Here is a 22939-nt window from a genome sequence, read left to right as displayed (position 1 = left end):
GTCAATTGGGATAAAGGGGCATGCCCCTTTATCCCAATTCCTTAATTCCAGTTTCATTTTACAATTGAGGGAATTAAAAGAATTGAGACTAATAGAATCAAAGTATTGAATAGTGGAATCAAAATAGTATAAAATAAACATCAGGGAGATTGATTATACTTCCATATCGTAAGATAGAAATTTACCGTTAATGTGGTCGTTGGACTGCTTGGTAATAAAAGTTCTTACTTAAATAGATTTACACTTATATTCCAAAGTCTGAAAATGATGTACGATTACAAGCTAAACTTGACAGTAAGAACCCCACGGGCTTGCCCGTGGGAGTAGTCAGAATAGGACCATTAGGAGGATGTAAAAATGACTAAAGTAGTAAAAACAGACAAAGCACCAGGTGCTATTGGACCATATAGCCAGGGAATTGACATTGGTAATATGATCTTCTTCTCAGGACAGATTCCACTAGATCCTGAAACAGGTGTGATGCCAGAAGGTATCGAAGCACAGACTAGACGTGCATTAGACAATGTGAAAGGGTTACTTGAAAGCCAGGGATTAACATTCAAGAACGTTGTAAAAACAACTGTATTCTTAGATAATATCGATGATTTCACAACTATGAATGGTATCTATGCTGAATATTTTGAAGAACCTTATCCAGCAAGAAGTGCTGTAGAAGTAGCTAAATTACCAAAGGGTGCTTTAGTAGAAGTAGAAGTTATTGCAGTAAAATAGACTTTCTCAATTGAGAAAGTCTTTTTTTTGACCCCAAAACCTTGAAAATAATGAGAATTGTGCCATAATCAAAAAGACAACAAAAAAGGAGATTAATATGTTACTCTATTTAAAAACTATTTTGTTTGGTATTGTGGAAGGAATCACTGAATGGTTACCTATCAGCAGTACTGGACATATGATCTTATTAAATGAATTTGTGAAATTAGATGTTTCTAAAGATTTCTACTCTATGTTCCAGGTTGTAATTCAGTTAGGGGCTATTCTTGCAGTAGTCGTTATCTATTGGAATCAGATCTGGCCATTTAAGAAGAATACAAATCCTATGGTAAAAGGTTTCTTTAAATATGTGGATAGAGATATTTTTGACTTATGGCTTAAGATTATCTTTGCATGTATCCCAGCAGCTGTTGTAGGTCTATTATTTGATGATGTATTTGAAGCATTATTCTATAATCCACCTTGTGTAGCACTTGCACTTATTGTCTTTGGTATCGGCTTTATCGTTATTGAAAATAGAAATGCAAAGCTTAGACCTAAAATTAACTCTTTAAGAGCAATCAATGGCAAGACAGCTTTCTTAATTGGTATGTTCCAGTTAATTGCAGCTATTTTCCCAGGTACATCTCGTTCAGGTGCGACAATCCTTGGTGGCTTAATGTTAGGTGTAAGCCGTACAGTCGCTGCAGAATTCACGTTCTTTTTAGCAATCCCAGTTATGTTTGGGGCAAGCTTATTAAAACTAGTTAAGTTTGGTCTCGCATTTACAGCTTCACAGCTTGCAGTATTAGGACTTGGTATGCTTGTTGCCTTTGTATCTTCAATTTTAATCATCAAGTTCTTAATGAGCTATATCAAGAAGCATGACTTCAAGGTATTTGGGTGGTACCGTATTGTATTAGGACTATTAGTACTTGCATATTTCTTTATCATCAAGTAAAAAAACAATGGCGCGAGCCATTGTTTTCTTTTTATCTTTTCTTGATTGTAATACCAATCTTTCTTTCAACCTTTGCAAGTTTCTTTCTTGCGATTCTTCTTGCTTTTTCTGCTCCTGCTTCAAGAACATTATCAAGATAATCACCGTCTAAGATTTCATTATAACGGTCCTGGATTCTTTGAAGTTCATCTCCTACAACCTCTGCAAGATCTTTCTTGAATTCGCCATATCCCTTACCTTCATACATTGTTTCAAGTTCTTCAATAGTTTTACCTGAAATAATAGAATAGATTTCAAGTAGATTGGAAATACCAGGTTTATTTTCTGGGTCAAACTTAACATGTGAATCACTATCAGTCACTGCAGATAAGATTTTCTTCTTAGATACATTAACCGGATCTAATACATAAATACATCCCTTACCATTATGTGAAGATTTACTCATCTTCTTAGTAGGATCCTGTAAATCCATAATACGTCCACCTACTTTAGGAATAATAGGTTCAGGAAGTTTGAATGTATCACTATAACGGCTATTAAAACGTTCAGCAATGTTTCTTGCAAGTTCTACATGCTGTTTCTGGTCTTCTCCTACAGGTACATAATCTGGATCATACATAAGAATATCTGCATTCATTAATGAAGGGTAGTTGAAGATACCAGCACCAATATGTCCGCCTTTTTCTTCTGCTTCAATCTTCTTTGATTTATATTGAGTCATACGTGATAATTCACCCATAGAAACCATACAGCCTAGATACCATCCAAGCTGAGCATGTTCTAAGACATCACTTTGTAAAAATAAAGTAACCTGTTCAGGATCTAATCCTGCCGCAATATATAATGCGATGAGGTCTTTCGTATTCTTTCTTAAATCCTTTGGTTCCTGATAAATAGTCATTGAATGAAGATTTGCGACAAAGATGATCATCTCATATTCATTCTGGAACTGTACAAAGGGCTTAATTGCGCCAATGTAATTACCTAAAGTAACACGGCCTGTAGGTTTAATACCACTTAACATTCTTTTCATCATTACATCCTCCTAAATAAAAAAGGCACGCCCAAAGGACGTGCCACCAATGTGTAATTGTGCTGGTAACGACAGCAGACGTTTCTAACTCATGCTAGAAAAGCTCCCAGAACCCAATTCATTTCCTATATATGACTCATTTCCACCACCCATGAGCTCTCTATCCATAGTATAAAAAACTACTTATTTCTGTTCATTGCTTCTATCATTATAATACAAAATTATGTGAATGCAACTATTAAACATATACAATGAATGAAAATGATGTATAATAAACACAAGAAAGAGGTGAAATCATGATTAGAATCTACACTGCACCAAGTTGTGCATCATGCAGAAAAGTCAAAGCATGGCTAAAAGAACATGATATTCCTTATGTAGAAAAGAATATCTTTTCTACAATACTAAGAGAAGATGAACTACGTGAGTTATTAGAACGAAGTGAGAATGGTACAGATGATATCATTTCTAAACGTTCTAAGATCATCAAAGAGAATAAAGTAGACATTGAAGATATGTCTATCAATGAATTGATTCATTTCATTCAGAAGAATCCATCTATCTTAAAACGTCCAATCATGATTGATGAAAGACGTTTCCAGGTAGGTTACAATGCTGAAGAAATTCGCGCATTTATTCCAAGAGAATTAAGAAAACTGGCAGAATGTCAGAAGTTCGACAATTGTCCACAATTCAGTGCGTCTACACTTGTAGAAGATTATCATCGCAGTAAAAAAGCAGGCTCATAAGCCTGCTTTTAATGTACTTAGAACTCTCACAATCTTACTTGCACAGTTTCCTTTATATTGTAGATGATATGTCTCACATAATTCTTTGAATTGTTTAAGTCCTGCTTCTTCATCATTGACTTCAAATTCTAATTCATAATCAGTGATTCCATTGTAATGATTCTCATCAAGAGATAACATGCCTGAATCAAAAGGAACATCTCTTCTAATAGTAGTTAAAGAATAAGACTGTTTAATAAGACTTAAATCAAAGCCCTTGTCTCTTAATAAGCATGTAATTTCATTATCAGGCATCTGCCCATTTTGAATCATAATGAGATCTTCTTTTGTAATCTCTAGGTTATGTTCCATACGGCCATTTGCGGCAGGTGTTTTAAGTGTCATCTCATAATAGCCTTCCTTTTCTCTAATACGAAGACTATAGCGTAATGCACCCAATTCAATACTTGTAAGATAATAGTTTGTCTGACTATAAGTATGCCCTGTAAAATCATTCATCAATTGATGGAAAACCTCCTCAGTAAGCAGCATCTTATATTCTATTTCAAGATTCTTTTCCATAATATCTCCTTATTTTTCTAAAATTATATACTTGTCAAACAACCCAGTCAATACAAGTCATATTGCTTAAAAAGCTAATAGAAAGTATAATAATAACGGTGATGATAAAATGAAAAGATATGCGATTGTGTCAAAAAAAGATGATGTATCCCGTCATCTTGCAGCTTTAATTAAAGAAGAACTCAAGGAACTGACTTACGATGAAGAACATCCAGAGATAGTGATATCTGTAGGTGGAGATGGGACAATGATCTATTCTATCCATCGTTATGAGCATGTTTTAAATGATGTTTCTTTTGTAGGAATCCATACAGGAACACTTGGATTCTTTACAGATTATTTAAAAGATGAGTATAAACAGCTTGTAGAAGATATTCTTACAAAAGAACCAGAGATTTTTGATCGACATCTCTTACGTATTTCTTATAATGGAGAAATCTTTCATGCATTAAATGAAATGCGTATAGAAAATAGTTATCGTTCACAGGTGATTGATATGTATGTGAATGATGAACATATGGAAACATTTAGAGGAAATGGGCTTTGTGTAAGTACACCATCAGGTTCTACAGCATTGAATAAGTCATTAGGAGGTGCAGTGATCAATCCTAGTTTAAGATTGATGCAGGTGACTGAAATAGCGGGTATTCATCATAATGCTTATCGTTCTTTAGGTAGTCCTCTTATTTTAGGAGAAGAGGATGTTGTACGCTTTGAGACAGATTTTAATGAAAATGCGGTTTTAGGCATAGATACAGATATATATGAATTAAAGGATCATGATGTCATAGAAGCACGTCTTTCTAAGCGTGTAGCACATTTTTGTAATTACCGTCATATATCTTTTGTGAAGAGATTGAGGAAATCATATCTATGATCTTACAATTTGAAATAGATGCACAGCATGTGGATATGCGTTTAGATGAATTCTTCTATTTACATGGTATCTCTAAGAAACTAGTGAAAGATTCTAGGAATCATGGAGAAATATTGGTGAATGGAGAAAAGCAGTATTTGTGTTATAAAACAGTTGAGGGAGATAGTGTTGCGATTGTCTTCCCTAAAGAAACAAGTAATGTGATTCCTGTAGATATCCCTTTGAAGGTTGTTTATGAAGATGATTATTTGATGGTCATTGATAAACAGCCCAACCTTGCCTGTATCCCTGTTAAGAAGTACTTAACAGAGTCGGTGGGGAATGCTATTATGTATTACTATAAAGTGAATCATATTGAGAGTGCGATACATCTTGTCAATCGACTTGATAAAGAAACGTCAGGATTAATGATGATTGCGAAAAGTCGTTATGTTCATGATGCTTTTTCTCATGATATCAAGCAGGTGAAACGTGTGTATCATGCACTTGTCGAAGGCAATCCAGGGCAGGGAACAGTAAATGCTCCTATTGATCACGCAGAAGGCCATGGGACAAAAAGAAAAGTAAGAGAAGGCGGTAAAGAAGCAATCACCCATTACCGTACTATTAAAACAATTGGAGAGTATTCTCTGGTAGAATGTAAGTTAGAAACTGGACGTACGCATCAGATACGTGTTCACATGGCTTATTTAGGATGCCCACTTGTTGGAGATCCACTTTATGGTGAAGGAGAAGGCTTTTATCTAGATAGTGTAGAAATAGCTTTCAGACATCCTATCACACAGCAATGTATGACTTTAAAGAAGGTGTTTAACGATGTACGAATTAAAAAAATTAAATCTTAAGCAGTCAGAAAAATATATGACTTATAAATGTAATGAATATGGAAAGCACTATAAGAAGTTCTCTAGACTTATTCCTGTAGTTGTGATTATCACATTAGTGGCTGCATTTATTATTCCATCTCAGGCTAAAGTAATCTATGCTCTTGGGGTGGCTATTACTGCTGGATTATTCTTCATGGTTTATAGCTATTATAAACAGATGGTGAGCTTAAAAGAGGTACCTACAGTACCTTGTGAATATGTGGTTACACCCGTCAAGTACAATGAAAGAGTCCAGCTTAAGACAACTAAAGGGGATGATCTCTTATTCGCATTTGTAGAAAAGAGTCGTTCTATTTATAAGAACGAAAGAGAAGCACTTATTATCTATGTGCCTGAATCAGGACATATTTATGGTGAACATGTAGCTTTACTTAAAGATATTAAGGGATGAGTATTAAAAAACGGCATACCTCATAAGAGGTATGTCGCTTTTTAATATTGTTTATGTTTTACATCGCGAAGCTTATTCTGATAATCGATATCAATAATAACACCTAATGCGAACATATATGAAAGTAATGAAGATCCACCATATGACAACATTGGTAAAGTGATACCAGTAATAGGAAGTAATCCAAGAATCATTCCAATATTCCATGTCTGCTGGAAGATGAGACAACCAAATGTTCCCATGATAAATGTCTTATCACGAATATTATCACTCTTTAAGCCGATACTTAAGATAATGACATCAAATGCTGCAATTGTAAGTAAGGTGATGAATGCACCTACATAACCAAAATCAGTCGCAATAACAGAGAAAATAAAGTCTGTCTGACCTTCAGGGAAGACTTTGACAACAGCTCTAAAGCCATGTCCAAACCATCCGGCTGTACCATAAGATAACTGAGCAAACCATGACTGTAACCCCTGGTTGCCTGTTGTTCCTTCAGGGTCTAACCAACCATAAATACGGGATAATTTATGTCCTGAAATAAGAGATGTGAAGATACCATTCTGGTAGATAAATAAATAAGCCAGTCCAAGTACACCGACAAGGGCGACGATAATAATAAATAGGAACCAATTCTTATTCATACCACTTGATAATAATACAAAGAAGACTGCTGCCATAATAATCATCATAACTCCTGAGTCATTCTGTAAATAAATAAGAATAGCAGGGGGTAAAGAAATCTTCATCACTTGGATGATATACTGGATTTCACTATCAGTTGTTTTGACTAAGATACGCTCATTATATTCCTGTGTAATTTTCGCAAGATACATAACCATGATAATCTTCATAAATTCAGAAGGCTGAAAAGTGAAGCCTGGGATGTTATACCAGGAAGTAGCACCATTTGTGAATTTTGCGAGAGGTACTATATGAATATGTAATAGTTTTGTATAGACAAAATGATCTATTGCAAGTCCAATAAGTAATACAATAAAAACCATATAGAGTGTTTTTATATGATTATATAGGGTATCTTGACCAATCTTATAGATGATATAACTTAGAATACCGCCTAATAAATAATATAGAGCCTGCTTTAACCAAAGCATGTAAGGATTTGCGACGTTGGTCATAATTGGTGCAGCACTTGCAACTGCAAGACAACTAATTGCACCAAACAATATAACTAAGGCAATGAGAGGATATTTCTTGAGTGTTTCTTCAAGCTTTTCCATGCGTGCCCTCCTTTTTTCTTTTTACTTTTTTCATTCTTATAGTATACTATATTTTAAAGATACTTCAATAAAAAGGAGTGTGTATAAAGTGTCTAAAAATATGATGATTGGTATTATTGCAGCAGTGGTAGTTGTGCTTATTATTGTTGTGATGATGACTCGTAAAAAGAAAACAAGTAAAGAAGAATGTCCGATTGATGCGGATCTATTAATTAAGGCATTAGGTGGTAAAGACAACATTACTGCTTTAGAAGCATCACCTTCTAAATTAAAGGCAACTTTAAAGCAGGATAAGGATCTTGATATTGAAACAATTAAAACGCTTGGTGCAAGTGGTATTGTAGCAGGGCATTTAACACTAACTATGATTTTCGGTAAAGCGTCAAGTGTTATATGTGAAACAGTTTTAGAAAAAATCAAATAAGAGGTATTCACAATGAAATTCAAGATGGTACATGAAAACTATAACGTTAAGAATCTAGATGCGTCTCTTAAATTCTATGAAGAAGCATTAGGCTTAACTGAAAGAAGACGTATTGTGAGTGAAGATGGAAGCTTCATTATTGTCTATGTTGGTAATGAAACAACTCCATTTGAATTAGAACTCACATGGCTTAAAGATCATCCACAGGCTTATGATATTGGAGAAGAAGAATTCCATTTAGCCTTTCATGTAGATGATTATGAAGGGGCACATGCATTACATGAAAAGATGGGATGTATCTGTTTTGAAAACCCTTCAATGGGCATCTATTTTATCCAGGATCCAGATGGATACTGGCTTGAAATCATACCTGAAAAATAGTCTAGGAAATGCATGCTGCATTTCCTTTTTTTTTGTGAAAAAAATAATTAAAAAATAATTTTATATAGGAAAAAAGTTACTAATGCAAGTGCATTATTACTAAAACAATAAATACAATATTACTGATTTCGGAAAATAATACAAACTTGTGAGAAAAATTTTTATCACGAGGTAAAAAATGTTATACGTTTACAGAAAACGCATACAAAAATGTAGGCAAATCCATGGACAAACATTTTGAATAATGGTATATTGAAATCGCTGAAAAGGATGCGTAACAAAATTCAGTAGTTTTATATACTTTAAGGAGGAACTGTTACAATGGATACAAATCGTTTTGCTGATGCGTGGGCTGGATTCAAAGGCCGTTTATGGAAAGAAGAAGTAAATACTAGAGACTTCATTCAGAATAACTACAAACCATATGATGGTGATGAATCATTCTTAGCTGAACCTACAGAAGCAACTAATAAATTATGGGGCAGATTACAGGAACTTCAGGCAGAAGAAAGAGCTAAAGGCGGAGTTCTTGATATGGAAACTGAAGTAGTTTCTGGTTTAACTGCTTATGGACCTGGTTATATTGATGAAAGCATGAAGGACTTAGAAACTGTTGTTGGTTTACAGACAGATAAGCCTTTAAAGAGAGCATTTATGCCTTATGGTGGTATCCGTATGGCTGAACAGGCTTGCGAAACTTATGGTTATACACCAAGCCCAGAATTACACAAAATCTTTACTGAATATCATAAGACTCATAACCAGGGTGTATTTGATGTTTACACTCCTGAAATTATGAAAGCACGTCATAATAAAATCATCACTGGTCTTCCAGATACTTATGGTCGTGGACGTATTGTTGGTGACTACAGAAGAGTTGCTTTATACGGTATCGATGCATTAATCGAATGGAAGAAAGAAGACTTTGCCAACTGCGGTAGCGGATCAATGACTGAAGACATCATCAGAAAGAGAGAAGAAATTGCTGAACAGGTAAGAGCTCTTAACAATATGAAGAAGATGGCTGAAACTTATGGTTATGATATTTCTAAACCAGCTACTAACGCTCGTGAAGCATTCCAGTGGTTATACTTTGGTTATTTAGCAGCTATCAAGACTCAGAATGGTGCAGCTATGTCAGTTGGACGTATCTCTACATTCCTTGATATCTATATTGAAAGAGATTTAGCTAACGGTACATTAACTGAAAGCGAAGCTCAGGAATTAGTTGACCATATCGTTATGAAATTCCGTATGGTTAAGTTCGCACGTATCCCATCATACAATGCATTATTCTCAGGTGACCCAGTATGGGCTACACTTGAAGTTGCAGGTTTAGGTACTGACGGACGTTCAATGGTTACAAAGAATGACTTCCGTTTCTTACATACATTAGAAGATATGGGTCCTTCTCCAGAACCAAACTTAACAGTTCTATATACAGAAGCATTACCAGAAAACTTCAAGAAGTATGCTGCTAAGATCTCTATCAATACTTCATCAATTCAGTATGAAAACGATGACGTTATGAGACCTGTATGGGGCGATGACTATTCAATCTGCTGCTGTGTATCAGCTACTCAGACTGGTAAAGAAATGCAGTTCTTCGGTGCGAGAGCTAACTTAGCTAAGTGCTTAACTTACGCTATCAATGGTGGTGTCGATGAAAAGACTAAACAGCAGGTAGGTCCTGAATACAGAGGAATTACTTCTGAATATCTTGATTATGATGAAGTTATCAAGAAATATGAAAACATGATGGACTGGTTAGCAGATTTATATGTAAATACATTAAACTTAATCCAGTACATGCATGATAAATACTACTATGAAGCTGCAGAAATGGCATTAATTGATACTGATGTTCGTAGAACATTCGCTACTGGTATTGCTGGTTTCTCACATGTAGTAGACTCATTAAGCGCAATCAAATATGCTAAGGTTAAGACTATCAGAGATGAAGATGGTATCGTAGTTGATTATGAAGTTGAAGGTGACTTCCCTCGCTATGGTAACGATGATGATAGAGCTGATAACATCGCAGTTTGGTTATTACATACATTCTTAAAAAAGATTAAACAGCATCATACATATAGAAATTCTGAACCAACTACTTCTATCTTAACAATCACTTCTAACGTAGTTTATGGTAAGGCTACAGGTTCATTACCTGATGGACGTAAAGCTGGTGAACCATTATCTCCAGGTGCTAACCCAGCATATGGTGCAGAAAAGAACGGTTTACTTGCTTCATTAAACTCAGTTGCTAAGTTACCTTATGAATGGGCATTAGATGGTATTTCAAATACTCAGACAATCGCTCCAAGCGCTTTAGGTCATGATGAAGCTGAAAGAACTGATAAGTTAGTAACAGTTATGGATGGTTACTTCAGACAGGGTGCTCATCACTTAAATGTTAACGTATTCGGTAAAGAAAAGTTAATCGATGCTATGGAACATCCAGAAAAGCCAGAATATGCAAACTTCACAATCCGTGTATCTGGTTATGCAGTTAAGTTCATTGACTTAACTAGAGAACAGCAGTTAGACGTAATTGCTAGAACTTGCCACGATCATATGTAATAATTAAAACAGTCTCTAATGAGACTGTTTTTTATAGAGGAGGAGAATGTGATGAACGCTCGTGTACATTCCGTTGAAACATTTGGTCTTGTAGATGGACCAGGTGTACGATTTATCTTATTTCTACATGGATGTCCTTTTAGATGTCAATTCTGTCATAACCCTGATACATGGGCAAGTCAGAAGTTTGAAGAATGGACACCACAGCAGGCCTTAGACCGTGCCCTACGTTTTGAACCTTATTGGGGTAAAGAGGGTGGAATTACTGTATCTGGGGGAGAACCACTTGTGCAGATTGATTTCCTATTGGAATTCTTCAAGCTAGCTAAAGCAGCAGGAATCAATACATGTATTGATACAAGTGGTGCATGCTTTACAAGAGAAGAACCTTTCTTCTCTAAGTTTGAAGAACTTATGAAATATACAGATCTACTTATGGTAGACATAAAAGAAATCAATGATGTAAGACATCAGGTGTTAACAGGTGCTTCAAACAAGCGTGTTCTTGATATGATTCAATATTTGAATGATATCAATAAAGCTATCTGGATCAGACATGTCTTAGTCCCTGAAAGAAGTGACTTTGATGAAGATCTTCATGCATTGGCTGATTATATTGATACTTTAAGTAATGTTAAAAAGGTAGAAGTTCTTCCTTACCATACTCTTGGTACTTACAAGTGGAAGGAACTTAATTTAGAATATCAGCTAGAAGGAATTGATCCACCTACAAATGAACGTGTAGAAAACGCAAATAAGATTCTACATACAGATAAATATAAATAAGTATGATATAATGTCTCCTAGAAGGAGGCATTTTTCATGGATGAATTGCTTTTTGATGAAAATTACATCGTTTTCTTACAGAATCAGAGTTTAGACACATTATGCAGCCTTTATCTAGAGGTACATAATCAATTGATGGATATTATCCATACACATAACGGAGAAGAAAACTACAAAGAAATCACTGCTAAGCGTGCTATGATTGAAGGAACAATCATGACTAAGGTCATGCAGGAACATGGTTATTCGCTTGATCAATATGCATATTATAAAAATGATAAAATGGTGGCCTAAAAATACCATACTTTTAAAAAGCTCGTTTACTTTTAGGAGTAAATAATTTAAAATATGAGTGATTATTATGGAGGTAAAGGATAATGAAATTAGGTACTATTGAAGGTGGAGGAACAAAGTTCGTCGTTGGTGTTGGTGATGAGAATGGTAACATTTTTGAAAGAGAATCTTTCCCAACTATAACACCAGAAGAAACAATGAAGAAAACAATTGAATTCTTCAAGGGGAAGGGTGTAGAAGCTATTGGTTTTGGATCATTTGGCCCAATTGACCCAGATAAGACAAGTCCTACTTATGGAAGTGTCACTACTACTCCTAAACCAGGATGGTCTAATCATAATGTCGTAAAGGATTTAGAAGAAGCATTCCCTGGTGTTCCTGTAGGATTTGATACTGATGTAAATAGTGCATGTTTAGGTGAAGTAGAATTCGGTGCTGCAAAAGGACTAAATAGCGCATTATATTTGACTATTGGTACAGGTGTAGGTGGAGGTGCTGTTGTAGAAGGTAATCTTGTACACGGCTTATTACATCCAGAAATGGGTCATATGAAATTGATCACTCGCCCAGAAGATACTTATAAGGGTAAATGTCCATATCATGGAACATGTTTTGAAGGTTTAGCAGCTGGACCAGCTATTGAAGAACGTTGGGGTAAGAGCGCTAAAGAATTACCTGCTGATCATCCAGCATGGGATCTAGAAGCTTATTATATTGCTCAGGCTTTATGTATTTATATTCTTACAATCTCACCTAAGAAGATTATTTTAGGTGGAGGTGTTATGCACCAGAAACAGTTATTTCCAATGATTCATAAATATGTTCAGGAAATGTTGAACGGTTATGTTGCAAAAGAAGAAATTACAACAGATAAGATCAAGGATTATATTGTTTATCCAGGACTTGCAGATAATGCAGGATTATGTGGTGGATTAGCACTTGCTAAACAGGCTTTAAAGAATAAATAAAAAGTAGGCATAGCCTGCTTTTTTTAAGGAGGAGAACATGCAATCACTTAGAGAACTTTATAAGATAGGAATTGGTCCTTCCTCATCTCATACTTATGGACCGATGAAGATCGCTGAAAGAATAAAATCACTTTATCCAGATATGGAAAAGGTACATGTTGATCTGTATGGTTCTTTATCTTTAACTGGTAAGGGACATTTAACAGATAAAATCATGCAGCAGACATTTGCCCCTGTACCATGTGATTTTTCTTTTAAAAGCGGTGAATTACCTTACCATCCTAATGGGATGTTAGTCACAGTATATTGTGGTGGAGAGGCAGTAAAACCTATTGAAGCGTATTCTATTGGTGGAGGAGAAATCTATTTTAAGGGAGACTTAGAAGAGGAGAAGGTAGAAATCTATCCTCATCATACAATGCGTGAAGTCATTGATTATTGTGAAAATGAAGGATTATCACTTTATGATTATGTCTTACGTTTTGAAGATGAAAACTTTAAAGAGTATTTATTTGAAGTTCTTGAAGCAATGTTTACCTGCGTAGAAAATGGGTTACATACACAGGGCATGTTACAGGGCAGTCTACAATTGAAAAGAGTAGCCGGTTCTATGTATCAACAGGCTTTAAATACACATCATGAAATGGCTCAGGAACGTTTATTTATTGCCAGCTATGCCTATGCAGTTTCTGAAGAGAATGCAGATGGTCATATGATTGTCACTGCACCAACATGTGGTGCAAGTGGTGTACTACCAGCTATTCTCTATTATGCACATCATCAGATGGGCTTAAAAAAGAGAGACTTAGTCAAAGCACTTGCAATTGGTGGATTATATGGTAATACAGTCAAATATAATGCGACTATTGCAGGCGCAGATGGAGGATGTCAGGCAGAAGTAGGAACAGCTTGTGCAATGGCAAGTGCCTCTATGGCCTGGATCAATGAGTTAAATAATAGTCTCATTGACTATGCAGCAGAAATGGGATTAGAACATAACTTAGGTCTTACATGTGACCCAGTAGGGGGCTATGTACAGATTCCTTGTATTGAAAGAAATGCCTTGGCTGCATTACGTGCTTATGATGCAGCGATGCTTGCAGGACAGTTAGGCTATGTACGTAAGAATAAAGTACCTTTCGATACTGTCGTAAGAGTTATGAAGGAAACAGGCAAAGACTTGAATGTTGCTTATAAAGAAACATCTCTAGGAGGTTTAGCCAAAGAATTGAAATAGTGATTTCACTATTTCTTTTTTTATAAAGAGGGGGGAAAACTGTGAAACAAAGATTTATTAAATATATTTGTTTAAGCATATTGGGGGAAATGGCTATCTCATTTTACATACTTGCAGATACATTCTTTATTGCCCAGGGAATAGGGGATAAAGGACTCACTGCACTGAATCTTGCGATACCTGTATTTAATTTTATTTACGGGATAGGACTCATGTTAGGAATAGGATCTGGCATTAGATTATCTATTTTGAAAATAGATCACAAGCATGATGAAATCAATCAGGTATTTAATCATACAGTGCTTTTGGGGCTTGTAATAGGCGCACTTTTCATGATTACAGGAGTATTATATAGTCCTTCTCTTGCAAGAATGCTAGGAGCCAATGATGCCGTATTAAAAGATACAGTGACTTATCTAAGAACTATTATGATATTTACACCTGCCTTTATCTTCAATAATGCACTCAATGCACTAGTAAGAAATGATAACAATCCAGCTCTCGCTACAACAGCTATGATTGTCGCTTCATTTATGAATGTTTTACTTGATTATGTATTTATATTCTTATGTCATATGGGAATGTTTGGTGCTGTTTTTGCGACTTGTCTCGCACCTTTGATTGGATTAAGTATTCTCTCTTTACATTTCATTAAAAAGAAGAATACATTCCATCCCATTCAGCTTCGTTTTCAGTTCTCTATTATAAGAAGAATTATTAAATTGGGATTTCCTTCTATGTTGATAGAGATTTCAAGTGGTTTAGTAGTACTTCTTTTTAATACACTTATATTAAAGATTACAGGTAATATAGGTGTTGCTGCTTATGGTGTTGTATGTAATATATGGCTTGTATGTATTGCGATATTTAATGGACTTGCACACGGTATGCAGCCTCTTACTAGTGAATCCTATGGTTCTCATGACATAAAGAATCTTATTATGTTAAGAAGAATGACTCTTACTATTTCGTTGTTGTTATCTTCGGTCATCTACTTAACAGTCTTTGCAAATGCCTCTATGATTACCTCTCTCTTTAATAAGACAAACAATGAAATGTTATATCAATTAGCTATAGAAGGCTTTAGAATCATGTTTATAGGCTTATTCTTTGCAGGGGTAAACATTGTATTAACTACATATTTTACTTCAATAGAGAGTGCTAAAATAGCTTCTACACTTATTCTATTACGTGGTGTAGTACTCATCGTGCCTGCATCTATCGTTCTTTCACAATTAGGTATGAAAGGAATCTGGGCTTCACTCCCTCTATCTGAAATAATTACTACATGTGTAGGACTTACATATCTCAAACTTAAAAGAGTGATTGACTAAATCGCTCTTAAATTCTTTTTCTTAATATGATATAGAGTATGATTGAAAGAAAAGGAATAAGTAAATATATTCCAACTATGATGAACATGTTGGAAAGAGTAATAAAGGCTTTTGTCTGTTCATATAGGATGATAGACATAGATATTGTGCTATAGTGGAGTATTAATATCGCAATGACTTCTATGACAATGAGTAAATAAAATAACTTAGACATCTTTGCCTTTATTGATAGGAATGTAAGAAATAATGATGCAATTAATAAGGGTAGAAGCTTAATAAATAAGCTACTATAAAGAGTTTGAGAAACATTCATAATGTTCACCTGCACTTTCGTTTATGTTTTCTTTCTATAATGATTATAGAAATTCTTTAAGAAAGAGTAAATATATATTACTATTTTAAAAAAAGTATATTTGAAAGCAGAATTATGACAACTTAATAGGAGTCTTGTAACTTACATTAAAATAGATTAAAATACTTATAAAAGGGGAAAGACTATGAAAGATACGACTAAATCAATTATCTATGGGGCAACTCCTATAGCGCTTTATATTATTCAAACTTCATCGACAGAATACGTACAGAAATTCCAGCAGGCACTTACATTACTGACTCATAATCAGAATTATTCTACAGCTGTATCATTTTCAATTATCACAAATATCTTAATTGCGATATGTTTTATTTTAATGTTTGTGATGGCAGCTAAGAACAATATCACAAAGATTATCAGTGGTGTTTATGCAGTAATTGGATTATTTTTATTATTTGACCAATATTCTGCGATTATTCAGAACCATCTTTATACGAATGTGATTACACAATTCACATATAACAATATTTCTTTAATTGTGATTACGACAGTAATCATGATTTATAATCTCTATAACCTTCTAAAAAAGTAGAAATTATTGATGATTTCTATTTTTTTATTGTTCATAGACTTCAAATTTATTGATATAAATTGTATAATAATTATATATTTTGAAAATATACTAAACAACCAGAAATTAATGCATGTTGGAAATGCTGATTCTATTGATGCTAGGGAGGAAATCTAATGGAAAACGTTATGAACAATACATCAAAGGTATTTGAATCGCACATAAGAATTCAAATGATTGCCAGTTTAAGTATTGAAGATCTCACTTATAAACAGATGAAAGAGATTCTAGGTTGTACAGACGGGAATATGACAACACATACTAAAAAGCTTATTCAAGAAGGATTTATGGAAGTGAGAAAGGAATTTGTAAATAACAGACCACAGACAACTTATCATTTGACTGATGGAGGTAGAACACAGTTTGAAGAGTATGTGGCTTTATTGAATAAATTAGTAGAAGAGGGAAAAAATGCACAGAAAGTCTGATTTTATCAGATTTTCTTTTTTTTTTTTAGTATATAATTATCTTGTAGTAATAAGTAGTGAAGATAGTCAAATAGTTCATGATCATATTAACAGGAGAAATTATGAAAAAGGCCCTATCGTTTAAATCATGTATTATCGTATTCTACTTACTTGTTTTTATCGCATTTATATTAGAGAAAAGACCTATTCTAAGTAATAGTACACCTTACTTCTCTAGAATAGCCAATGCGACTAATCTTGTTCCATTCTATTATAATCCTAATACAAACTATCAGGCGTTGCAGATGAATGTGATTGTGAAGATATTCTTAGTGATGCCAGTCGCATTGTATTATGTGATCAAGAAGGATTGTACATTAGGACAGTTAATCACATTTATTCTAGGTGCCAGCTTTATTTTCGAATTAGCGAAATTACTTTCATTAAGAGGATATTTTGATATCACTGATTTCTTCTATTATATGGCAGGTGCCGCACTCGCTTACTATATCTATAGAAGTATCAAGTTCTTTACAAAGAAAAAAACAACTTAACATCATGAACTAAAAAGAGGAAAATCAAAATCGATTTTCCTCTTTGTGTTTATTTTTCATCATGATCTGGAATAATGAGTGAAAAAGCATGTCTTAAACATTTAACATGAACAGGGAAAGTCTGTCCCTTTTCACCATCAATATCATAGACAATATCCTCATCACAACTGATTGTAATATCCTTTGCCTGGACATAATGAATCATAGGATTCTGTGGATGAAGATTACGTTTATAATCCATGAAGACATTAAGTAGTTCAGCGACATTGCCTTTTTTAATAATAATAAGATCTAACTTACCATCACTTGTAGAAGCATAAGGAGTCACTCCTGAAAATCCTCCAACATGAGAACTATTCGTAATCATGAATAATGCGGCATCTTCTTCAAACTCAATTTCATCTGCTTTTACTTTGAGATGAAGTGATAAGCCTAACTGTTCAGGTAACATCTTCAATCCATTAATATAGTAGGCAAGAGGACCAAACTTCTTCTTTTCCTCTTTAGTGACAAGGAATCCAATATCACTAAACATACCACCACTTAATACATTCGCAAAACAATGATTATCTACATAACCTGCATCAATCTTCTTTGTCTTGAAACGGGCAATCATATCACGGAATGCTTCTGGAGTATTAGGAAGATTTAGATAAGTAGCAAAGTCATTCACAGTGCCTGCTGCTAAAATTGCAAGAGGAATCTTAGATTCACTTTTAATAAGTCCTGTAATGATTTCGTTAATTGTACCATCTCCACCTACGGCTACAATAAAGTCATATTCATTTCTAGTTAATCTTGCTGCACGTTCTAATCCATCATTCTTTCCTCTTGTGAAGTAAGTATCAATTGTATTCACGTTAGTATGAAGTATTAACTGACCAATAAACTTGTCAATAGACTTCTGGAACGCATGTGTACCACTAGAAGGATTAATAATAAATAAACACTTCATATATTATGCCTCCTTAATCAATTCAAGAAGCAACTTAACACCCTTTTTCATAGAATTAATACTACAGAATTCATAAGGACCATGATAGTTATATCCACCAGTACCTAAGTTAGGACAAGGAAGTCCCATAAAGCTTAAATTAGCTCCATCAGTACCACCTCTAATAGGAGAAGCAATAGGATCAAGTCCTATATTAATCATTGCCTGTTTTACCTTATATACAATATCAGGTGTCTTATTGATAACTTCAATCATATTCTTATACTGTAAAGTGAAATCAATATCAATATAATGACCATGATTGACCTGATTTAAATAAGAAGCAGCTAACTGCATTGTATGAATCATATCATGCATATTATCCATATCATGATCTCTTAGTATATAAGTCATCTTAGTGGTAGAAACATCACCTTCCATATGATGAAGATGATAGAAGCCTTCTTTATGTTCAGTCGCTTCAGGACGCTTATTATCACCAAGCATTGTATCAAACTGACGACCTAGAGTAAGGGCATTGACCATCTTGCCTTTAGAATCACCTGGATGATAACTCTTACCTGTAATAGTGACATCTGCTTTATAGGCATTGAAGTTTTCAAAACTGAATTCATCGATTCTGCCACCATCTACTGTATAAGCATAATCAGCACCAAATCTCTTAACATCAAAGTTTTCAGTACCTCTACCTACTTCTTCATCAGGTGTAAAGGCAATACAGATATCTCCATGCTTAAAATCTCTATTCTGGCAGATATACTCTACCATGCTCATGATAATAGCCACACCTGCTTTATCATCAGCACCAAGAAGTGTAGTTCCATCAGTTGTAATTAAATCATCACCCACAAGCCCTTTTAATTCAGGATTTGTTTCTGGATCTAAATACATCTTTTTTTCTTCATTAAGAATAATACGTCCTCCTGGATAAGAACGAATAATACGTGGATGAATATCATGTCCACTTGCATCTGGAGAAGTATCCATATGTGCAATAAATCCAATAGCTTTTATAGGTTCATCAGTATTACTATAAATCTTACCGTATACAATTCCCTGATCTGTTCTTTCTACTTCATCTACACCAAGAATCTGCATTTCTTCACTCAAGAAATCAGCCAAATCAAATTGTTTTTCTGTAGAAGGAGATGTTGTGGAAGATTCATCAGATTGTGTATCAAAACTCACATATTTCAAAAATCTCTTTTCAATCAACATAAAATAACCTCACTTTGTTTATTTCTTTCATTTTAACATAGTAAATTGTTTTTGTGAACTTGCATAATTAACTAGACAAGCCCTGTTGTTTTCATTATTATGGGGTAGGTGATAAAAATGAAATATTATGCCGTAAAAAACGGAAGAGAACCAGGTATTTATAATTCATGGGCAGAATGCCAGAAGCAGATTCATGGCTTTAAGAATGCGTCTTATAAGTCCTTTACATCACGCAAGGAAGCAGAAGAGTTCATCTCTGACAAAAAGGAAATGCCTCAAATGGAACATGGGTTAATTGCTTATGTAGATGGTTCTTTTAATGCAAAAAAGAAAGTATATGGCTATGGTGCTGTTTTAATTGATGGACAGCAGGTCATCAAACGTCTTTATGGACATGGAGATAATGAGGAATGCTTATCGAGTCGTAATGTTGCAGGAGAAATATTTGGAGCTTTAGCTGCAGTAAAGTATGCAGTAGAACATCCTGAATATGATGGTATTGTGATTTATTATGATTATATGGGGATTGAAAAATGGGCTATTGGAGAATGGAAAGCTAATAAGAAACTGACACAGTATTATGCGAGTCAAATGGCTGAGTATCGTCAAAAGTTGCCTATAGTATTTATGAAGGTAGAAGCGCATACAGGTGACTTCTATAATGAACAGGCAGATCAGCTTGCCAAGAAAGCAGTGGGAATTGAATGAGTGAAAAAATAACTATTTTTGATATTGAAGAATTGAATAATGATCCTGTGAGCGTCTGCTCTATAGGTATAGTTGTGCTAGAGGATATGAAAGTGAAGGAAACATTCTATTCACTTATTAGGCCTCCTAAATTGACTTTTGATCCTTATCGCTATAAGGTTCATAAAATAAGACCACAGGATTTAAAGAAAGAACCTACATTCCCAGAAATATGGCCTAAGATCAGTAAGTATTTTGAAAACAGTATCGTGATATCTCATGATATCCAATCAGATCTCAATCACTTGCTAGCCGTCTTTAGAAGATTCCGTATAAGAAAGCCTACCTGTTATTTATCATGTACATTAGTTCTTGCAAAGCTATTTCATCCTGAATTACAGAAGTATGGTTTAGGTTCTCTGTGTGACTTTTATTCTGTTGATCTCGAAAATGCGCATAATGCATTGGCTGATTCATTGGCTTGTGCAGAGCTATTAAAGAAGATGATGGAAGAACATCACTATACAAGTCTTAAGGAACTTCATGAGAAGGAAAATGTACCTTTAGGACGTATGACAAGTTCATCTATTGAACCTCTTGTATCAAGTGATAAGGTACAGGAAGTGAAGATGGGAATTCAGAAAGAAACAGTCGCATTTACAGGTAAACTTGCCCATACAAAACAAGAAATAGAATCATTCGTAGAACAGGATGGTATGATAACATCATTCCATGTAACAACTCAGACAAAATATCTCGTTATAGGTAAAAAGGACTACCAGCAGACAAGATATCAAAAAGGCAATAAGAAGATTAAAAAAGCCATCACTTTATCAAGACAAGGCCAGGATATCAGAATCCTTCATGAAGACCAGTATATTGATATGGTAAGAAAAAGAACTCTTAAGTGAGTTTTTTTCTTGTGTACTATTATTTAAAATGTTCACTTTTTTATTAAAAAACAGCAAGAACCTACAGTTTGGTGCAAAAATGCGTCATTTTATTATTGAAATGTATTGAAAACGCTTCTAATTTTTGATAGTCTTATTGTAGGTGATTAATTATGGCAAAGACTTCAAACTATTTATTTAAACTCGATTTAATGATTTTAAGCTTATTGAAAGAAAAAGATCAATATGCGTACGAATTAACTAAAGAGATTGCAGAAAAATCTAAGGGTCGCATTGAACCAAAGAATGGTACAATGTATCCTATTATCTACAAACTTATTGAAAACGGCTATATTTCAAGCAATACAGTCATCTACCACAATAAAGCTAGAGTGTATTATCACCTAGAACCAGCCGGAAAGGAATATTTAGACAAGATTATTGTGGAATTTGACGAATTAGTGGATTGTATCAATTCGTTTATTCACAAAGATTAAAATAGAGTTTCCTATAAAGGAACTCTATTTTTTTGCATTAAAAAAGAAATAGGCATCTGCCTATTTCTTGATTTCTTTATAGCTGACTGCGAAAGGTCCAGTTTTAGTGGTAATAGTGATTGTATCACCTTTCTTATACTGTTTAAATTCTTTTGCGGTAGCACGATAAGTAAATTTCTTTTTACCTGTTTTTACAGTGAAATGATAGACCTGTGAAAACTTAGTTGTATAATGTTCTGTCTTAGTAATAATGCATTCTTCAGTCGCAGTTACTTTTGCAAGAGGATCATTAATCCAGCATAATGCGAGAGGAATGAAGATCACTAAGAAACATGTAAATAATGCATCTCTAGGTAATCCAGCTTTTTCACCAATCCAGCGATAGAATACAAAGATAATTAAGAATACAATAATTGATGCATAAATAACAGGTCTTGTATTTTCCATTGCATATTTTGTAAATAGAACTAACCATCCTGTAATAGTAGGGATAATAAAGTTACAGAAGAACAATCCATACAATTCTTTGATTGCTGACTGATTTCCTTCAGCAGTGAGACCTAAGTAGTAAATACCTGCAAGTACTGGGATAACGATAGAAATCAATCCACTCACAACAAGAGAATCAAGTGCACCAATCATACCAGCCAATAATGACACTAACTGGATAAGTGTTAATACAAGCATCACTGGTTTAGTAACTGATACAGAAGGCATACGACTAGGTGCTTCCTTTGAACCTTCAATATCTTCATAAGGGATCTTATGGTCAGTACATTCTTCAACTAATTCAGCTAAATCAGCCACTTCAAATTCTAATGAAGAAAGCTGTGCAATCACTCCTTCTTTAGAATAAATAGTGAGTGTCTTACCATCATCTACTAGTTTAGTAATGTCTTCATAAGCATACTTTTTTTCATTATTACCTTCTTTAAAAGTAATATCATCTTCAGTCATCATATAAGAGAAAGTCTTCTTCTTGTTCACCTTTAAAGTGATATAAATCATAAGTAGAAGCCCAATGACACCAAGCCCTGTAATCACATAATAACCGTCTTTTGCTTCTATAAAGCCAAGAATTAACATGATAATACCAAATACAGGACAAAGGATCTTCATTGTACTAATGTGAAATAGTAAACTATCCTTATATGTTACGTCTCTATTCATTTATTTACCTCACTCCTTACGTATACAGTATATATTACATTAATTTTAGATATAAACACAAGTGATAGTTGATAAATTATAGCCTTATTAAGGTGATTTATGGTAAAATAAATCTATATGGAGGTAAAAGTGTGAAACAAAAATCAATCAAAACGTATAAAAAAAGACGAACTTAAAAACAAGTTTGAATAATTTA

26 protein-coding genes are annotated in these 22939 nt (G+C 34.2%); 20 read left to right on the top strand and 6 right to left on the bottom strand.

Features of this window, described 5'->3' with window-relative positions; all coding sequences use genetic code 11:
• Positions 1 to 357 precede the first annotated feature (357 nt).
• Both ACFOZZ_RS06015 and ACFOZZ_RS06010 read left to right on the top strand, forming a co-directional pair.
• Positions 358 to 732: a RidA family protein gene (locus tag ACFOZZ_RS06015; RefSeq protein WP_006504947.1), complete on the top strand. Its 375-nt coding sequence runs from the start codon at positions 358 to 360 to the stop codon at positions 730 to 732.
• 97 nt (positions 733 to 829) lie between these two features.
• Positions 830 to 1672, top strand: coding sequence for an undecaprenyl-diphosphate phosphatase (locus tag ACFOZZ_RS06010; RefSeq protein WP_187114877.1), 843 nt, complete (start codon positions 830 to 832; stop codon positions 1670 to 1672).
• A 31-nt stretch (positions 1673 to 1703) separates the two neighbouring features.
• On the opposite strand, the gene trpS is transcribed toward ACFOZZ_RS06010, so the two are convergent.
• Positions 1704 to 2705 (bottom strand): tryptophan--tRNA ligase, encoded by a 1002-nt coding sequence (trpS, locus tag ACFOZZ_RS06005; protein WP_278778568.1) that lies wholly within the window; start codon positions 2703 to 2705, stop codon positions 1704 to 1706.
• A gap of 296 nt (positions 2706 to 3001) precedes the next feature.
• Between trpS and spx the strand changes: the two genes are divergently transcribed.
• Positions 3002 to 3454, top strand: coding sequence for a transcriptional regulator Spx (gene spx / locus ACFOZZ_RS06000; protein ID WP_055233674.1), 453 nt, complete (start codon positions 3002 to 3004; stop codon positions 3452 to 3454).
• On the opposite strand, the gene ACFOZZ_RS05995 is transcribed toward spx, so the two are convergent.
• Entirely contained in the window at positions 3449 to 4015 is a 567-nt protein-coding gene (locus ACFOZZ_RS05995) for a CYTH domain-containing protein (protein ID WP_055233675.1), read from the bottom strand. The two genes, spx and ACFOZZ_RS05995, sit on opposite strands and share 6 nt — an antisense overlap.
• Before the next feature lie 109 nt (positions 4016 to 4124).
• On the opposite strand from ACFOZZ_RS05995, the gene ACFOZZ_RS05990 reads away from it, so the two are divergent.
• From ACFOZZ_RS05990 to ACFOZZ_RS05980, 3 genes are read left to right on the top strand one after another with little or no spacing between them, the layout of a single operon-like run.
• Positions 4125 to 4892: an NAD kinase gene (locus ACFOZZ_RS05990; RefSeq protein ID WP_278778571.1), complete on the top strand. Its 768-nt coding sequence runs from the start codon at positions 4125 to 4127 to the stop codon at positions 4890 to 4892.
• Complete coding sequence (locus ACFOZZ_RS05985) at positions 4889 to 5737, top strand: RluA family pseudouridine synthase (protein WP_376814902.1); 849 nt, start codon at positions 4889 to 4891, stop codon at positions 5735 to 5737. Before ACFOZZ_RS05990 ends, ACFOZZ_RS05985 begins: the two co-directional genes overlap by 4 nt.
• The gene (locus tag ACFOZZ_RS05980; protein WP_055233678.1) at positions 5709 to 6170 is read left to right on the top strand and encodes a hypothetical protein; all 462 of its coding nucleotides are present in this window, start codon (positions 5709 to 5711) and stop codon (positions 6168 to 6170) included. The genes ACFOZZ_RS05985 and ACFOZZ_RS05980 overlap by 29 nt, the downstream gene beginning before the upstream one ends.
• Before the next feature lie 41 nt (positions 6171 to 6211).
• Here ACFOZZ_RS05980 and ACFOZZ_RS05975 read toward each other — a convergent pair whose 3' ends face one another.
• The gene (locus ACFOZZ_RS05975) at positions 6212 to 7414 is read right to left on the bottom strand and encodes an FtsW/RodA/SpoVE family cell cycle protein (RefSeq protein ID WP_278778575.1); all 1203 of its coding nucleotides are present in this window, start codon (positions 7412 to 7414) and stop codon (positions 6212 to 6214) included.
• A gap of 88 nt (positions 7415 to 7502) precedes the next feature.
• Here ACFOZZ_RS05975 and ACFOZZ_RS05970 point away from each other — a divergent pair, with 88 nt between their 5' ends.
• The 11 genes from ACFOZZ_RS05970 to ACFOZZ_RS05920 all read left to right on the top strand — a co-directional run bounded on the left by ACFOZZ_RS05970 (position 7503) and on the right by ACFOZZ_RS05920 (position 17326).
• Entirely contained in the window at positions 7503 to 7838 is a 336-nt protein-coding gene (locus ACFOZZ_RS05970; protein WP_050772230.1) for a PTS transporter subunit EIIB, read from the top strand.
• Between the two features lie 12 nt (positions 7839 to 7850).
• Positions 7851 to 8219, top strand: a complete 369-nt coding sequence (locus ACFOZZ_RS05965) for a VOC family protein (protein WP_055233680.1) — start codon at positions 7851 to 7853, stop codon at positions 8217 to 8219.
• A gap of 321 nt (positions 8220 to 8540) precedes the next feature.
• The gene (gene pflB, locus ACFOZZ_RS05960) at positions 8541 to 10802 is read left to right on the top strand and encodes a formate C-acetyltransferase (RefSeq protein WP_055234055.1); all 2262 of its coding nucleotides are present in this window, start codon (positions 8541 to 8543) and stop codon (positions 10800 to 10802) included.
• Positions 10803 to 10853: 51 nt separating this feature from the next.
• Positions 10854 to 11588: a pyruvate formate-lyase-activating protein gene (gene pflA / locus ACFOZZ_RS05955; protein ID WP_238703719.1), complete on the top strand. Its 735-nt coding sequence runs from the start codon at positions 10854 to 10856 to the stop codon at positions 11586 to 11588.
• A gap of 36 nt (positions 11589 to 11624) precedes the next feature.
• Positions 11625 to 11882, top strand: coding sequence for a hypothetical protein (locus ACFOZZ_RS05950; protein ID WP_006507179.1), 258 nt, complete (start codon positions 11625 to 11627; stop codon positions 11880 to 11882).
• Positions 11883 to 11965: 83 nt separating this feature from the next.
• A complete protein-coding gene (locus ACFOZZ_RS05945) occupies positions 11966 to 12850 on the top strand; it encodes an ROK family protein (protein ID WP_376814901.1) in 885 nt (294 codons plus the stop codon).
• Between the two features lie 37 nt (positions 12851 to 12887).
• A complete protein-coding gene (locus tag ACFOZZ_RS05940) occupies positions 12888 to 14087 on the top strand; it encodes an L-serine ammonia-lyase, iron-sulfur-dependent, subunit alpha (protein ID WP_278860756.1) in 1200 nt (399 codons plus the stop codon).
• Positions 14088 to 14128: 41 nt separating this feature from the next.
• Positions 14129 to 15421, top strand: coding sequence for an MATE family efflux transporter (locus ACFOZZ_RS05935; protein ID WP_376814900.1), 1293 nt, complete (start codon positions 14129 to 14131; stop codon positions 15419 to 15421).
• A 497-nt stretch (positions 15422 to 15918) separates the two neighbouring features.
• Entirely contained in the window at positions 15919 to 16326 is a 408-nt protein-coding gene (locus ACFOZZ_RS05930) for a hypothetical protein (RefSeq protein ID WP_278778587.1), read from the top strand.
• Positions 16327 to 16481: 155 nt separating this feature from the next.
• Positions 16482 to 16793: a transcriptional regulator gene (locus ACFOZZ_RS05925; protein WP_006504530.1), complete on the top strand. Its 312-nt coding sequence runs from the start codon at positions 16482 to 16484 to the stop codon at positions 16791 to 16793.
• Positions 16794 to 16894: 101 nt separating this feature from the next.
• The gene (locus ACFOZZ_RS05920) at positions 16895 to 17326 is read left to right on the top strand and encodes a VanZ family protein (RefSeq protein ID WP_376814899.1); all 432 of its coding nucleotides are present in this window, start codon (positions 16895 to 16897) and stop codon (positions 17324 to 17326) included.
• Between the two features lie 49 nt (positions 17327 to 17375).
• Here the strand turns inward: ACFOZZ_RS05920 and ACFOZZ_RS05915 are convergent, their stop codons facing one another.
• Together ACFOZZ_RS05915 and pepT are read right to left on the bottom strand one after the other, a co-directional pair.
• A complete protein-coding gene (locus ACFOZZ_RS05915) occupies positions 17376 to 18281 on the bottom strand; it encodes a diacylglycerol/lipid kinase family protein (RefSeq protein WP_278780547.1) in 906 nt (301 codons plus the stop codon).
• Between the two features lie 3 nt (positions 18282 to 18284).
• A complete protein-coding gene (pepT, locus tag ACFOZZ_RS05910; protein WP_055234064.1) occupies positions 18285 to 19499 on the bottom strand; it encodes a peptidase T in 1215 nt (404 codons plus the stop codon).
• A gap of 117 nt (positions 19500 to 19616) precedes the next feature.
• Here pepT and ACFOZZ_RS05905 point away from each other — a divergent pair, with 117 nt between their 5' ends.
• The 3 genes from ACFOZZ_RS05905 to ACFOZZ_RS05895 all read left to right on the top strand — a co-directional run bounded on the left by ACFOZZ_RS05905 (position 19617) and on the right by ACFOZZ_RS05895 (position 21573).
• Entirely contained in the window at positions 19617 to 20207 is a 591-nt protein-coding gene (locus ACFOZZ_RS05905; protein WP_055234065.1) for a viroplasmin family protein, read from the top strand.
• Entirely contained in the window at positions 20204 to 21097 is an 894-nt protein-coding gene (locus tag ACFOZZ_RS05900; RefSeq protein WP_055234066.1) for an exonuclease domain-containing protein, read from the top strand. Before ACFOZZ_RS05905 ends, ACFOZZ_RS05900 begins: the two co-directional genes overlap by 4 nt.
• A gap of 152 nt (positions 21098 to 21249) precedes the next feature.
• Complete coding sequence (locus ACFOZZ_RS05895; RefSeq protein WP_006504524.1) at positions 21250 to 21573, top strand: PadR family transcriptional regulator; 324 nt, start codon at positions 21250 to 21252, stop codon at positions 21571 to 21573.
• A gap of 60 nt (positions 21574 to 21633) precedes the next feature.
• Here ACFOZZ_RS05895 and ACFOZZ_RS05890 read toward each other — a convergent pair whose 3' ends face one another.
• A complete protein-coding gene (locus tag ACFOZZ_RS05890) occupies positions 21634 to 22743 on the bottom strand; it encodes a hypothetical protein (RefSeq protein ID WP_376814898.1) in 1110 nt (369 codons plus the stop codon).
• Positions 22744 to 22939 lie beyond the last annotated feature (196 nt).

The sequence above is a fragment of the Catenibacterium sp. GCM10023432 genome, from assembly GCF_042651925.1.
Taxonomy (GTDB): Bacteria; Bacillota_I; Bacilli_A; order Erysipelotrichales; family Coprobacillaceae; genus Catenibacterium; species Catenibacterium mitsuoka.
Note: the sequence above shows the minus strand (reverse complement) of the source record. Positions and strands in the feature narration are given on the sequence as shown.

What these genes read in the sequence shown, in the direction of transcription:
- ACFOZZ_RS05995 (WP_055233675.1), bottom strand. Translation starts at nt 4,015, where the DNA reads ATGGAAAAGAATCTTGAAATAGAATATAAGATGCTGCTTACTGAGGAG.
- ACFOZZ_RS05930 (WP_278778587.1), top strand. Translation starts at nt 15,919, where the DNA reads ATGAAAGATACGACTAAATCAATTATCTATGGGGCAACTCCTATAGCG.
- ACFOZZ_RS05925 (WP_006504530.1), top strand. Translation starts at nt 16,482, where the DNA reads ATGGAAAACGTTATGAACAATACATCAAAGGTATTTGAATCGCACATA.
- ACFOZZ_RS05940 (WP_278860756.1), top strand. Translation starts at nt 12,888, where the DNA reads ATGCAATCACTTAGAGAACTTTATAAGATAGGAATTGGTCCTTCCTCA.
- ACFOZZ_RS05990 (WP_278778571.1), top strand. Translation starts at nt 4,125, where the DNA reads ATGAAAAGATATGCGATTGTGTCAAAAAAAGATGATGTATCCCGTCAT.
- trpS (WP_278778568.1), bottom strand. Translation starts at nt 2,705, where the DNA reads ATGAAAAGAATGTTAAGTGGTATTAAACCTACAGGCCGTGTTACTTTA.
- spx (WP_055233674.1), top strand. Translation starts at nt 3,002, where the DNA reads ATGATTAGAATCTACACTGCACCAAGTTGTGCATCATGCAGAAAAGTC.
- ACFOZZ_RS05890 (WP_376814898.1), bottom strand. Translation starts at nt 22,743, where the DNA reads ATGAATAGAGACGTAACATATAAGGATAGTTTACTATTTCACATTAGT.
- ACFOZZ_RS05895 (WP_006504524.1), top strand. Translation starts at nt 21,250, where the DNA reads ATGGCAAAGACTTCAAACTATTTATTTAAACTCGATTTAATGATTTTA.
- ACFOZZ_RS05905 (WP_055234065.1), top strand. Translation starts at nt 19,617, where the DNA reads ATGAAATATTATGCCGTAAAAAACGGAAGAGAACCAGGTATTTATAAT.
- pflB (WP_055234055.1), top strand. Translation starts at nt 8,541, where the DNA reads ATGGATACAAATCGTTTTGCTGATGCGTGGGCTGGATTCAAAGGCCGT.
- pflA (WP_238703719.1), top strand. Translation starts at nt 10,854, where the DNA reads ATGAACGCTCGTGTACATTCCGTTGAAACATTTGGTCTTGTAGATGGA.
- ACFOZZ_RS06010 (WP_187114877.1), top strand. Translation starts at nt 830, where the DNA reads ATGTTACTCTATTTAAAAACTATTTTGTTTGGTATTGTGGAAGGAATC.
- ACFOZZ_RS05915 (WP_278780547.1), bottom strand. Translation starts at nt 18,281, where the DNA reads ATGAAGTGTTTATTTATTATTAATCCTTCTAGTGGTACACATGCGTTC.
- ACFOZZ_RS05980 (WP_055233678.1), top strand. Translation starts at nt 5,709, where the DNA reads ATGTACGAATTAAAAAAATTAAATCTTAAGCAGTCAGAAAAATATATG.
- ACFOZZ_RS05920 (WP_376814899.1), top strand. Translation starts at nt 16,895, where the DNA reads ATGAAAAAGGCCCTATCGTTTAAATCATGTATTATCGTATTCTACTTA.
- ACFOZZ_RS05975 (WP_278778575.1), bottom strand. Translation starts at nt 7,414, where the DNA reads ATGGAAAAGCTTGAAGAAACACTCAAGAAATATCCTCTCATTGCCTTA.
- ACFOZZ_RS05950 (WP_006507179.1), top strand. Translation starts at nt 11,625, where the DNA reads ATGGATGAATTGCTTTTTGATGAAAATTACATCGTTTTCTTACAGAAT.
- ACFOZZ_RS06015 (WP_006504947.1), top strand. Translation starts at nt 358, where the DNA reads ATGACTAAAGTAGTAAAAACAGACAAAGCACCAGGTGCTATTGGACCA.
- ACFOZZ_RS05985 (WP_376814902.1), top strand. Translation starts at nt 4,889, where the DNA reads ATGATCTTACAATTTGAAATAGATGCACAGCATGTGGATATGCGTTTA.
- ACFOZZ_RS05965 (WP_055233680.1), top strand. Translation starts at nt 7,851, where the DNA reads ATGAAATTCAAGATGGTACATGAAAACTATAACGTTAAGAATCTAGAT.
- pepT (WP_055234064.1), bottom strand. Translation starts at nt 19,499, where the DNA reads ATGTTGATTGAAAAGAGATTTTTGAAATATGTGAGTTTTGATACACAA.
- ACFOZZ_RS05900 (WP_055234066.1), top strand. Translation starts at nt 20,204, where the DNA reads ATGAGTGAAAAAATAACTATTTTTGATATTGAAGAATTGAATAATGAT.
- ACFOZZ_RS05945 (WP_376814901.1), top strand. Translation starts at nt 11,966, where the DNA reads ATGAAATTAGGTACTATTGAAGGTGGAGGAACAAAGTTCGTCGTTGGT.